Annotated in this window: 8 protein-coding genes, 1 tRNA gene and 1 other RNA gene; 4 read left to right on the top strand and 6 right to left on the bottom strand. The window is 57.9% G+C overall.

Going from position 1 to position 13,086, the window contains the following annotated elements; all coding sequences use genetic code 11:
• Positions 1-7: 7 nt before the first annotated feature.
• Positions 8-95: transfer RNA gene (locus tag AC0TOY_RS24075), tRNA-Ser, on the top strand.
• Positions 96-139: 44 nt separating this feature from the next.
• Positions 140-277: non-coding RNA, RtT sRNA (locus tag AC0TOY_RS24070), on the top strand.
• 201 nt (positions 278-478) lie between these two features.
• Here the strand turns inward: AC0TOY_RS24070 and phoH are convergent.
• From phoH to efeU, 4 genes are all read right to left on the bottom strand, one after another.
• Positions 479-1,267 carry a phosphate starvation-inducible protein PhoH gene (gene phoH / locus AC0TOY_RS24065; protein WP_473722683.1) on the bottom strand — a complete coding sequence of 263 codons (789 nt, stop codon included), beginning with the start codon at positions 1,265-1,267 and terminating at the stop codon, positions 479-481.
• A 499-nt stretch (positions 1,268-1,766) separates the two neighbouring features.
• Positions 1,767-3,050: an iron uptake transporter deferrochelatase/peroxidase subunit gene (efeB, locus tag AC0TOY_RS24060; protein ID WP_090417395.1), complete on the bottom strand. Its 1,284-nt coding sequence runs from the start codon at positions 3,048-3,050 to the stop codon at positions 1,767-1,769.
• A gap of 5 nt (positions 3,051-3,055) precedes the next feature.
• On the bottom strand, positions 3,056-4,183 hold the full coding sequence (efeO, locus tag AC0TOY_RS24055) for an iron uptake system protein EfeO (RefSeq protein WP_024908974.1): 1,128 nt from the start codon (positions 4,181-4,183) through the stop codon (positions 3,056-3,058).
• 40 nt (positions 4,184-4,223) lie between these two features.
• Positions 4,224-5,057, bottom strand: coding sequence for an iron uptake transporter permease EfeU (efeU, locus tag AC0TOY_RS24050; protein WP_473722682.1), 834 nt, complete (start codon positions 5,055-5,057; stop codon positions 4,224-4,226).
• Positions 5,058-5,308: 251 nt separating this feature from the next.
• Here efeU and AC0TOY_RS24045 point away from each other — a divergent pair, with 251 nt between their 5' ends.
• Positions 5,309-6,493, top strand: coding sequence for a NupC/NupG family nucleoside CNT transporter (locus AC0TOY_RS24045; protein WP_024908972.1), 1,185 nt, complete (start codon positions 5,309-5,311; stop codon positions 6,491-6,493).
• A gap of 72 nt (positions 6,494-6,565) precedes the next feature.
• Here AC0TOY_RS24045 and AC0TOY_RS24040 read toward each other — a convergent pair whose 3' ends face one another.
• Both AC0TOY_RS24040 and putP read right to left on the bottom strand, forming a co-directional pair.
• The gene (locus AC0TOY_RS24040) at positions 6,566-6,985 is read right to left on the bottom strand and encodes a DUF3574 domain-containing protein (protein ID WP_157188913.1); all 420 of its coding nucleotides are present in this window, start codon (positions 6,983-6,985) and stop codon (positions 6,566-6,568) included.
• Between the two features lie 113 nt (positions 6,986-7,098).
• Positions 7,099-8,607 (bottom strand): sodium/proline symporter PutP, encoded by a 1,509-nt coding sequence (gene putP / locus AC0TOY_RS24035; protein WP_473722681.1) that lies wholly within the window; start codon positions 8,605-8,607, stop codon positions 7,099-7,101.
• 423 nt (positions 8,608-9,030) lie between these two features.
• Between putP and putA the strand changes: the two genes are divergently transcribed.
• Positions 9,031-12,993 carry a trifunctional transcriptional regulator/proline dehydrogenase/L-glutamate gamma-semialdehyde dehydrogenase gene (putA, locus tag AC0TOY_RS24030; RefSeq protein WP_473722680.1) on the top strand — a complete coding sequence of 1,321 codons (3,963 nt, stop codon included), beginning with the start codon at positions 9,031-9,033 and terminating at the stop codon, positions 12,991-12,993.
• Positions 12,994-13,086 lie beyond the last annotated feature (93 nt).

Below are 13,086 nucleotides of genomic sequence, written 5' to 3'. Positions count from 1 at the left end.
ACAATATGGTGAGGTGTCCGAGTGGCTGAAGGAGCACGCCTGGAAAGTGTGTATACGGCAACGTATCGGGGGTTCGAATCCCCCCCTCACCGCCATATTTGAAGAAGAGCTCGCATGAAAATGCGGGCTTTTTTTTCGCATGTTGCACGCCTGCGGGGGGATGAGAATCCCCGACCGGGGTTCGACAACTGGCGACAGCCAGTTGGACAGACTGAGAGCGTAGCGAACAGTCTGCCCGCAGGGCGAGCGAAGCGAGTCAATCCCCCCCTCACCGCCATATTTGAAGAAGAGCTCGCATGAAAATGCGGGCTTTTTTTTCGCATGTTGCATGCCTGCGGGGGGATGAGAATCCCCCCCGGTGCTATATGCAGCTCGATGCGGCCTGAGCCCCTCACCCTAGCCCTCTCCCCAAGGGAGAGGGGATAAAATGCACAAAAAACAAAGCCCGGTTTCCCGGGCCTTGAACACAACAGCAAACTCAATAATACGCTTGCAGCGTGCGTTGGCAGAGCGCCGAACGCACGCAGTCCTCTTTGGTGAAGCGTACCACCCCAATCATCTCATCTTCCTCAAAACGTGACATGGCGTCGCTCAGCCCGGATTTCACGCCGGATGGCAGGTCACACTGGGTAATATCGCCGTTAACGATAACCGTCACGTTCTCCCCGAGGCGCGTTAAGAACATCTTCATTTGCGCAGCGGTCACGTTCTGAGCCTCGTCAAGAATGACGACCGCATTTTCAAATGTACGTCCGCGCATATAGGCGAACGGCGCGATTTCCACCTTGCCAATCTCTGGTCGCAGGCAGTACTGCATGAAGGATGCGCCCAGCCGCTTCACCAGCACGTCATAGACGGGCCTGAAGTACGGGGCAAACTTCTCCGACATATCTCCGGGCAAGAAGCCGAGATCCTCATCAGCCTGCAGTACCGGACGGGTAACAATGATTCTTTCCACGTCCTTATGGATCAGCGCTTCCGCCGCTTTGGCTGCACTAATCCAGGTTTTCCCGCATCCGGCTTCACCGGTTGCAAAGATGAGCTGTTTACTCTCGATAGCATTCAGGTAGTGCGCCTGAGCTTCATTGCGCGCCACAATTGGAGAATTATCACGGCTGTCTCGGGCCATGCCAATTGCTTCTACGCCACTCATCTGCACAAGCGAGGTGACCGATTCTTCTTCACGCTGTTTATGGCTACGTGAATCCCGTCTCAGCACACGTTTTGCTTCGCGACGAGCTTTGATCACTGCTTTTTGTCTTCCCATGGATAGCACCTTGAGTTGTTGGTATTCATCACACGCGCCAGCTTCGGCACGATTATGCGCACGAACATCAGAGGGTTGGCTTCCTTGTAAGCCATTGCTTGCTTTATCGGATGACGATACGGAACAGCTACGCGCACCGTTCTGCACGTCGGTCGAATCAGATTCTTGAGGAAGGGGGGAGAATTTAGTGGTGAGGAAATCGCTGCCGGAGTCTGAGCCTCCGCGCCGGGTGCTGCGGTTGTTATGTTTACCTTGTCCAGTACAGGACGCAACCATTCGCGATCTCCATAGTGATTCAGCATCACTGCCGGGAACTACCGCTGTCTTATCTTAAGTACATCAGGAGTTATCACAAATGCAACATTTATTTTACCTGAATGCAACTTTTAAGACTGCACCTGCAGTGGATTCAGTCTTATATAGAAATATTACAGAAATATAACAACAAGATAGTCATATGAAAAAATAATGTCCCCGCGAACTATCGCAGGGACGATTATCAGGCTTCGATCAGCCCTTGAGCGAGGTACGCGTTACTGTCGCGCGCGCCTGGCAGGGCAAAGAAATAGCCGCCGCCGATAGGTTTAATGTACTCTTCCAGCGCTTCACCGTTGAGCCGCTTCTGCACGGTGAGAAAGCCCTTTTCCAGATCGTGCTGATAGCAGACAAACAGCAGCCCCATATCAAGCTGACCGGAGTTGGTCACGCCGAGCGAGTAGCTGTAGCCCCGACGCATCATCAGGCTCGACTGCGTCTCTTTGGTTCGCGGATTGGCAAGGCGAATATGGCTGTCGAGCGCAATTACATCGCCATTGGGATCGCGGGCGTAGTCAGGCACATCATGCTCGTTCTTCATACCGAGCGGTGCCCCGCTTTGCTTATCCCGACCAAAGATCGTCTGCTGCTCTTTCAGCGGCGTGCGGTCCCAGAACTCCACGTGGAACTGAATAATCCGCACCGCCTGATAGCTGCCGCCCACCGCCCATGCCGGTTCGCCCTGATCGGCAGTGACCCACACCACCTCCTTCATGAGCGCACCGTCGTGGCTGTCCGGGTTGGCCGTACCGTCCTTAAAGCCCAGCAGGTTCACCGGTGTCTCTTTTCCTTTGCTGCGGGCGGCGTGGTCCGAGATAAACCCTTCCCGCTTCCAGCGCACGCTCAGCAGATCCGGCGTGTGCTTGATGATGTCGCGCAGGGCGTGGATCACCGTGTCCTGGGTATTAGCACAAATTTGCAGGAGCAGGTCGCCGTGGCACAGCGCCGCGTCGAGGGAGTCATTTGGGAAACGCGTCATTTTTTGCAGCGCCTTCGGCTTCTGTTTTGCCAGCCCATAGCGCGCGTCAAACAGCGATTCACCGAGCGAAACGGTAATGGTCAGGTTATCCGGGGCGATAAACGGCCCCAGAATGCCGGAGTCCATTGGCGGCAGACGCGGGTTCGGCGTATCGGGCGCCGGTCCACCGGCGGTAAGAAACGCGATGCGCGTCGTCAGCAGGCGGAACAGGCGTTCCAGATCGGCTTTATCGCTGGCCAGCGAATCAAAGGCCACCAGCATCATAGACGCCTGCTGCGGCGTCAGGATACCCGACTGATGCTCGCCATAAAACGGCTGCGTCTCCATGCGAGCATTGGGTGACAGCGTGCCGGGCGCGCTTTGCGGTTTCGCCGCATGCGCCACCGGACAGCCACCGGCCAGAGCAAGCGCGCCCCCCAGCGCCCCTACTCCTTTTAACAATCGACGACGTGAAGGCTCAACCACGTCGTTCTCGCTATGCTTATTCATCGTGCTTAGTCCAGACCCAGTACGCCACGCAGCAGGGAGAGATCTTCCGCCAGGGCGGTGATCGGACCTTTCAGCGCGTTGCGGTCGGCATCGGTCAGCTTGTCGTAGGTCTCAAACCCGTCTTTGGTGCGGTACTTCGCCAGAATGGTGTCGACCTTTTTGAAGTTGGCATCCACTTTGGCCAGCAGCTCGCCGTTCTCTTTCTGCAGCTGAGGGCGCAGCAGGTTAACAATTTTCTGCGCGCCGTCGACGTTGGCCTGGAAGTCCCACAGATCGGTATGGCTGTAGCGATCTTCTTCGCCGCTGATTTTGCTGGCGGCCACTTCTTCAATCAGTCCGGCCGCACCGCCCACCACTTTTGACGGCGGGAAGGCCAGCTCGCTGATGCGCTTTTGCAGCTCCAGCACGTCGCTGTTCAGCTGGTCGGCATACTTCTCCATCCCTTTGGCAGAATTATCGCCAAACAGGGCTTTCTCCAGACGGTGGAAACCGGTGAATTTCGGATCGGCGGCTTTCTGCTCGAAATCATCTTCGCGGGCGTCAATGCTGCCATCAAGGTCAGAGAACAGCTCGGCGATCGGCTCGATGCGCTCGTAGTGCTGACGGGTTGGCGCATAGAGGGATTTCGCTTTTTCGATATCCCCGGCCTTCACCGCATCGGTAAAGGCTTTGGTTGCCGTCGCCAGGTCCGCCGTCTCTTTGGTGACGTAGGCTTTATACGCGGTAATCGCATCGCCCAGGCTCAGCACCGCAGCGCCTTTCGCCGCATCGGCCGTCGCTTCACCTTTGACGATAAGCTTCCCTTTAGGGTTGGTCAGCAGACCGCAGGTCATTTCATACTCGCCCGGCTGCAGGTTGGCGGTCATCTTCTGGCTGAAGCCAGGGGCGATATTTTCGCGCTCTTCCACCACCAGAACCCCTTTCAGGATCTCCCACTCCAGCGCCTTCTGGCTGTGGTTCTGAATAATGAACTGGGTTTTACCGCTGTTCACCGTGAGGGTCATCGGCTCGCACTGCTTATCGTTGACGGTGACCTTTACCTGTGGAACATCCGCGCCCCAGGCGGAGAATGCAGAAGCGAACAGCGCGGCAATGCCTGCGCATAACGCACTACGACGGAACTGAATTGCCATGACTCTTCCCTTTAAAAGTATGTTGTAACTAAATCAACTATTACGGCGCAACGCGCGACGCCTGCGTGCCGGTACGCGGCGGCATAGCGAACAGCACCAGCGCCGGAACCAGATAAATAAAGTACATCGCCACTTCGCTGACGCTCGGCGTTTCCTGATAGCCGAAGATACCTTCGAGCAGGGTGCCGGTCAGAGAGTGCGTGGAAAGGACGTTGCTGAGGTCGAACGCCACGTCCTGGAAGTGGTTCCACAGGCCCGCTTCATGGAAGGCGCGAATCGCCCCTGCCGCCAGACCCGCGGCCACCAGCAGAATAAACAGGCTGGTCCACTTGAAGAAGGCGCCCAGGTTCAGGCGGATACCGCCCCAGTACAGCAGGAAACCGAGCACCACGGCCGTGGCGAGGCCCAGCATGGCCCCCAGCGGCGGCCAGATCCCCACATCCTGCTGAAACGCCGCCAGCAGGAAGAAAACAGACTCCAGCCCTTCGCGCGCGACGGCGAAAAAGACCATCATAATGAGCGCCCAGCCGTGGTTATTGCCCTTTTGCAGCGCGTTATCCACCGCCTGCTCCAGCTGCACCTTCACGTTACGGGAGACCTTACGCATCCAGAACACCATCCAGGTGAGGATCACCACCGCAATCACGGCGACGATACCCTCAAACAGCTCCTGCTCTTTCTGCGGAAACTCGCCGGTGGTTTCGTTGATGAGGACACCTAAGCCCAGGCAGAGCGCCGCGGCAAGGAAGACCCCGACCCACATGACGCCAATCCAGCGCCCGCGCTGGGTTCGCTTCAGATAACTGGCGATGAGGCTCACGATAAGGGCGGCTTCGAGCCCTTCACGTAACATAATGAGAAATGGAACAAACATGCCGACACCTTAAATGTTTATCGCGGTCAACTGATGCAAAGAAAGGTAAATTCTTGTGATAGTGATTATCATTACGGCAGAAAGAAACACAAGCGAAATGTGCGGTGTTTTGATAACGAGTTGTAAACGCCCAGCCTGATAATAGTTTCAGGCGTTATCGTTAAGTTTATAAGTTATAACGAAAATGCCCATTTACGCTGATTCAGGGCTGTGGCTAAATAACCGCCTCAAACACCTGGTGAAATTAAATTATGTTTAAAATTGTCCATTTCCTGCTGGCGCTGGTCATTATTCTCGCGCTTGCCTGGCTGGTGAGTTTCGACCGCCGAAAAATTCGCATTCGTTTTGTTTTACAGCTGATTGTCATAGAAATTGCCCTGGCGTTCTTTTTCCTTCACGCCGAAAGCGGGTTATTCCTGATTAAATACGTCTCAGGATTTTTTGAGTCGCTGCTCAAATTTGCCGGTGAAGGCACCAATTTCGTCTTTGGCGGCATGGGAGAAAAAGGGCTGGCGTTCATTTTCCTCGGCGTACTTTGCCCGATTATTTTCATTTCCGCGCTGATTGGTATTCTTCAGCACTGGCGGATCCTGCCGATTTTTATTCGGGTAATCGGTACGCTGCTGTCAAAACTGAACGGTATGGGCAAGCTGGAATCCTTTAACGCGGTGAGTTCGCTGATCCTCGGCCAGTCGGAAAACTTCATTGCCTACAAAGGCGTGCTGGGCGATCTCTCCTCTCGTCGACTCTTCACCATGGCAGCCACGGCGATGTCGACGGTCTCCCTGTCGATTGTCGGGGCGTATATGACCATGCTCGACGCTAAATTTGTCGTCGCGGCGCTGATTCTGAACATGTTCAGCACCTTTATTATTCTCACGGTCATCAACCCGACGCGCCCGGAAGCGGAGCCGGATATCAAACTGGAAAAACTGCATGAATCGCAGAGCTTCTTCGAGATGCTTGGCGAGTATATTCTGGCCGGTTTTAAAGTGGCGATGATTATTCTGGCGATGCTGATTGGTTTTATCGCGCTTATTAGTGCCGTTAACGCCCTCTTCTCCAGCGTATTTGGCATGAGCTTCCAGCAAATCCTCGGCTATGTATTTTATCCCCTGGCATGGCTGGTAGGGATTCCTCTGAGCGATGCCTTAAACGCGGGCAGCATTATGGCAACCAAGCTGGTGGCGAATGAATTTGTGGCGATGATTGAGCTGCAAAAAATAGCGCACCAGATGTCCCCGCGCGGGCTGGGCATTTTATCCGTCTTCCTGGTGTCGTTCGCGAACTTCGCCTCCATCGGCATCGTGGCCGGGGCGATTAAGGGCCTGAACGAGCAGCAGGGTAACGTGGTATCGCGGTTTGGTCTGCGTCTGGTGTACGGCGCGACCCTGGTGAGCCTGCTGTCAGCGAGCTTTGCGGGGTTGGTGCTGTAAGTTTTGTGCCGGGTGGCGCTTCGCTTGCGCGGGCCTACGATAAAACAACGGCGGGTTATCCCGCCGTTTTCATTAAAACTGCACGCACACCGGCTGGTCGACACGCATCACTGACTCCTGCGCGAAGCGTGATTTATAAATCCCGCGCAACGCTTCGATGTTCTTCTCGCTCTGCGCATCTTTTCCGTGGATCAGCATCAACGCCTTGCTCGGTTCACGCGCCACTTTTCCGTCGTTCCCCAGCCACTGTCCGCGGGCATCAAATACCGTTAAGCCATCGCGGAAACGCGGCGTCACGTCCTGGTCAACAAACTGCTGCCATTCGCTGCTGGTGATCTGCGCCCCGGCAGGACGGTTTAAGCCGAAATAGAGCGTGGTTTGCTGCATCTGGTTATCCGCTTTGCAGGTTTCTACCGCCGCATGTTGCGATGGCGCGTTACAGCCCGCCAGCATCAATAATGCTGCCGCCATTAACCCTGTTTTGATTGTCATGCTTCGCTATCCTCATTGTTATAAGCACAGCGATATCAACGTAAATTGCAGAATTTAGCAAGAGAGGTTTATTCCCTCTCCCCTTTGGGGAGAGGGTTAGGGTGAAGGGAAAATTATTCCGGCTGCAGCTTAGACGGCGGTGCGGAGTGGTAGTGCGCGTCTGCTTCCGCAAAGCGTTTCTGCATGGAGGCAGACGGTGCTTTACCCAGCAGGCTGAAGACCACGATACCGATGCTGCCGAAGATGAAGCCCGGGATGATTTCGTACAGGCCCAGCCAGGCGAACTGTTTCCAGACGATAACGGTCACCGCACCGATAATCATCCCCGCCAGCGCGCCGTTACGGGTCATACGGGACCACATGACGGAGAACAGGACTACCGGACCAAACGCCGCACCAAAGCCCGCCCATGCGTAGCTCACGAGACCCAGCACGCGGTTTTCCGGGTTGGCCGCCAGCGCGATGGCAATCAGCGCCACCACCAGCACCATAAAGCGCCCTACCCACACCAGCTCTTTCTGGCTCGCGTTTTTACGCAGGAAGGCTTTGTAGAGGTCTTCGGTGATCGCACTGGAGCAGACCAGCAGCTGGCAGCTCAGGGTGGACATCACCGCCGCCAGGATCGCGGAGAGCAGAATACCGGCAATCCACGGGTTAAACAGAATCTGCGCCAGCTCGATAAACACGCGCTCGGCGTTCTGGTTTACCGCGCCCGCCTGCGCCGGGTTATTGCTGAAGTAGGCAATACCGAAGAAGCCGACCGCACACGCGCCCGCCAGACACAGAATCATCCACGTCATACTGATGCGGCGCGCATGAACGATGGTGTGGTGAGAATCCGCCGCCATAAAGCGCGCCAGGATGTGCGGCTGACCGAAGTAGCCCAGACCCCAGCCCATCAGGGAGACGATAGCGACGAAGTTGAGCCCTTTCAGCATGTCGACGTTTTCGATGCTCTTCTGCTTGATCACTTCCAGCGAATCGCCAAAGCCGCCAACGGTGAAAATCACAATCACCGGGGTCAGGATCAGCGCGAAGATCATCAGGCTCGCCTGCACGGTGTCGGTCCAGCTGACGGCCAGGAAGCCGCCCACGAAGGTATAGAGGATGGTCGCCGCCGCACCGGCCCACAGGGCGGTTTCGTAGCTCATGCCGAAGGTGCTTTCGAACAGGCGCGCACCGGCCACGATGCCGGAGGCACAGTAGATGGTGAAGAACACCAGGATCACCACCGCCGAGATAATACGCAGCACGCGGCTGTTATCTTCAAAGCGTCCGGTGAAATAGTCCGGCAGCGTCAGGGCGTTGTTGTTGGCCTCGGTGTGCACGCGCAGACGGCCTGCCACCAGCTTCCAGTTGATCCACGCGCCGACGGTCAGACCGATGGCGATCCAGCTTTCAGAGATACCGGAGATGAAAATCGCGCCCGGCAGACCCATCAGCAGCCAGCCGCTCATGTCGGAAGCGCCCGCAGAAAGCGCGGTCACCATCGGGCCTAAACTGCGTCCGCCCAGAATGTAGTCGTCAAAGTTTTTCGTTGAACGCCACGCCAAAAACCCTATCAGGATCATGCCAAATATATAAACGAGAAATGTCACCAGCATCGGTGTGCTAATAGCCATTCAAATTCTCCAAAAGTGTCGAGCGACAACCGTCCGGGTTGCCTTGTTATATGATCACCGGAACGTGGTGACGGTATCTTGTGTTTCGGTGAGGCGCGCTATCCTGCCGTATGCGCCCTCCGCTGACAAACGATTTAACACTGCATTTACATCAATTTCATCCCCGGCTTGATACTAGTTTCCTATAGGTTGCACTCGCTCACGCTTTTACGGGTTGCACCTTTTAAAAGTGTTAACTCCCGCATAAAAACAGGCTTCCCGGGACAAAGGCAGCACGTTTTTCCAGCTAACCATTCGTTAACAATCCATTCATTTTCCGGGTTGCAAACCAGGTCACATTTAACACGGTTGCACAAAGTTGCAACATGGTGGATATTTCACGCTAACGACCAAACACGATGAAAGCACAACAGGAGCTTTGGCATGGGTATGACCACCATGGGGGTTAAGCTGGATGACGCAACCCGCGAACGGATTAAGACCGCAGCAACCCGCATTGACCGCACGCCGCACTGGTTAATTAAGCAGGCGATTTTTAACTACCTCGAAAGACTCGAGAGCGACGAGGGGCTACCGGAGCTGCCTGCCCTGCTGGCCGGTGCAGCGAACGAAAGCGAGGAAGCGCCAGCCGCGGGCGACGAGAGCCATCAGCCGTTCCTTGAATTTGCCGAGCAGATCCTGCCGCAGTCCGTCAGCCGTGCCGCCATCACCGGCGCGTACCGACGCGCCGAAACCGACGCCGTGCCGATGCTGCTGGAGCAGGCTCGCCTGCCGGAAGCCGTTGCCGCCCAGGCGCACAGCCTGGCGTACCAGCTGGCTGACAAACTGCGTAACCAGAAGACCGCCACCGGCCGCGCCGGGATGGTTCAGGGTCTGCTGCAGGAATTTTCCCTCTCCTCACAGGAAGGCGTGGCGCTGATGTGCCTGGCGGAAGCGCTGCTGCGTATTCCGGATAAAGCCACCCGCGACGCGCTGATCCGCGACAAGATCAGCAACGGTAACTGGCATTCCCACATTGGCCGCAGCCCGTCGCTGTTCGTTAACGCGGCGACCTGGGGCCTGCTGTTTACCGGCAAGCTGGTCTCGACCCATAACGAAGCCAACCTGTCACGCTCCCTGAACCGCATCATCGGCAAGAGCGGCGAGCCGCTGATCCGCAAAGGCGTGGACATGGCAATGCGCCTGATGGGCGAGCAGTTCGTCACCGGGGAAACCATTGCCGAAGCGCTGGCGAACGCCCGCAAGCTGGAAGATAAAGGTTTCCGCTACTCGTACGACATGCTCGGCGAAGCGGCCCTGACCGCCGCCGACGCGCAGGCCTATATGGTCTCTTACCAGCAGGCGATCCACGCCATCGGTAAAGCGTCCAACGGTCGCGGTATTTATGAAGGCCCGGGCATCTCGATTAAGCTTTCCGCCCTGCACCCGCGCTACAGCCGCGCGCAGTACGACCGGGTGATGGAAGAGCTCTACCCGCGCCTGAAGTCCCTGACCCTGCTGGCGCGCCAGTATGACATCGGCATCAACATCGACGCCGAAGAGGCCGACCGTCTGGAGATCTCCCTCGACCTGCTGGAAAAACTGTGCTTCGAGCCGGAGCTGGCGGGCTGGAACGGCATCGGCTTCGTTATCCAGGCCTACCAGAAGCGCTGCCCGTTCGTCATTGATTACCTGATTGACCTGGCCAGCCGCAGCCGCCGTCGCCTGATGATCCGTCTGGTGAAAGGGGCCTACTGGGACAGCGAAATCAAACGCGCCCAGATGGAAGGGCTGGAAGGCTATCCGGTCTATACCCGCAAGGTCTATACCGACGTCTCTTACCTCGCCTGCGCGAAAAAGCTGCTCGGCGTGCCGAACCTGATCTATCCGCAGTTCGCCACCCACAACGCCCACACCCTGGCGGCAATCTACAGCCTGGCCGGGCAGAACTACTACCCGGGCCAGTACGAATTCCAGTGCCTGCACGGCATGGGTGAACCGCTGTATGAGCAGGTGACCGGTAAAGTGGCGGACGGCAAGCTGAACCGCCCGTGCCGTATCTATGCTCCGGTGGGTACTCACGAAACCCTGCTGGCATACCTGGTGCGTCGCCTGCTGGAAAACGGCGCGAACACCTCCTTCGTTAACCGCATCGCTGATACCACCCTGCCGCTGGACGAGCTGGTGGCCGACCCGGTGCAGGCCGTAGAGAAGATGGCGGCCCAGGAAGGCCAGATTGGCCTGCCGCATCCGAAGATTGCCCTGCCGCGCGAGCTGTACGGCAAAGGTCGCGTTAACTCGGCGGGCCTGGATCTCGCCAACGAACACCGTCTGGCATCCCTCTCCTCTGCCCTGCTCAACAGCGCATTGCAGAAGTGGCAGGCCAAACCGATGCTGGAGCAGCCCGCTGCTGACGGCGACATGCAGCCTGTTATCAACCCGGCAGAGCCAAAAGATATCGTCGGCTACGTGCGTGAAGCCACCGAAGCGGAAGTGGATCAGGCGCTTGACAGCGCGGTGAACAACGCCCCTATCTGGTTCGCCACGCCGCCACAGGAGCGTGCCGCCATTCTGGAGCGCGCGGCGGTGCTGATGGAAGATCAGATGCAGTCGCTCATTGGTATTCTGGTGCGCGAAGCGGGTAAAACCTTCAGCAACGCTATCGCCGAAGTGCGCGAGGCGGTCGACTTCCTGCACTACTACGCCGGTCAGGTGCGCGATGATTTCGACAACGAAACCCACCGTCCGCTCGGCCCGGTCGTCTGTATCAGCCCGTGGAACTTCCCGCTGGCGATCTTCACCGGCCAGATTGCCGCCGCGCTTGCCGCAGGCAACAGCGTGCTGGCAAAACCGGCAGAGCAGACCCCGCTGATTGCTGCGCAGGGCATCAACATTCTTCTCGAAGCCGGCGTGCCGGCGGGCGTGGTCCAGCTGCTGCCGGGCCGCGGTGAAACCGTGGGCGCCAAACTGACCTCTGATAACCGCGTGCGCGGCGTGATGTTTACCGGTTCGACCGAAGTGGCCTCGCTGCTGCAGCGCAACATTGCCACCCGTCTGGATGCGCAGGGTCGTCCTACTCCGCTCATCGCGGAAACCGGCGGCATGAACGCCATGATCGTTGACTCCTCCGCGCTCACCGAGCAGGTAGTGGTCGACGTGCTGGCCTCCGCCTTCGACAGCGCAGGTCAGCGCTGCTCCGCCCTGCGCGTGCTGTGCCTGCAGGACGACGTAGCGGACCACACGCTGAAGATGCTGCGCGGCGCGATGGCCGAATGCCGCATGGGCAACCCGGGCCGTCTCACCACCGACATCGGGCCGGTGATCGACGCGGAAGCCAAAGCCAACATCGAAAACCACATTCAGACCATGCGCGCGAAAGGCCGTCCGGTGTTCCAGGCGGTGCGTGAAAACAGCGAAGATACCCGCGAGTGGCGTACCGGCACCTTTGTGCCGCCTACGCTTATCGAGCTGGCGAGCTTCGACGAGCTGAAAAAAGAGGTCTTCGGTCCGGTACTGCACGTGGTGCGCTACAACCGTAACAACCTCAACGAGCTGGTTGAGCAGATCAACGCCTCCGGCTATGGCCTGACGCTCGGCGTTCATACCCGTATCGACGAGACCATTGCTCAGGTGACCGGCAGCGCCAAAGTGGGCAACCTGTACGTTAACCGCAACATGGTTGGCGCGGTCGTGGGCGTGCAGCCGTTCGGCGGTGAAGGCCTTTCCGGCACCGGTCCGAAAGCGGGCGGTCCACTCTACCTGTACCGTCTGCTGGCGAACCGTCCGGAGAACGCGCTGGGCGTCACCCTGGCACGTCAGGATGCGGAGTATCCGGTGGATGCACAGCTGAAAACCGTGCTGACGCAGCCGCTGGAGGCCCTGATCGCCTGGGCGGAGAAACGTCCTGAACTGCGTGCCGTGGCGCAGCAGTACGGCGAGCTGGCACAGGCCGGTACGCAGCGTCTGCTGCCGGGGCCGACCGGCGAGCGCAACACCTGGACGCTGATGCCGCGCGAGCGCGTACTGTGCGTGGCCGATAACGAGCAGGACGCGCTGGTGCAGCTGGCTGCCGCGATGGCAACCGGGTGTGAAGTGCTGTGGCCGGACGATGCGCTGCATCGCGATCTCACCAAACAGCTGCCGAAAGCGGTCTCGGCCCGCATTCACTTCGCGAAAGCCGATGCGCTGCTGACGCAGCCGTTTGATGCCGTGATTTATCACGGTGATTCCGACCAGCTGCGCGAGCTCTGCGAGCAGGTGGCGGCCCGCAGCGGGCCGATTGTTTCGGTACAGGGCTTCGCCCGTGGGGAAACCAACCTGCTGCTGGAACGCCTGTATGTAGAACGCTCTCTCAGCGTCAATACCGCGGCGGCAGGCGGTAACGCCAGCCTGATGACCATCGGTTAATCGTGTAAACTTTCCCCGGTGGCGCTACGCTTACCGGGGCTACAAAACAACCGTAGGCCGGATAAGCGCAGCGCATCCGGCTTTTTTACACGG

The sequence above is a fragment of the Enterobacter sp. PL_is379 genome (assembly GCF_055817355.1).
Note: the sequence above shows the minus strand (reverse complement) of the source record. Positions and strands in the feature narration are given on the sequence as shown.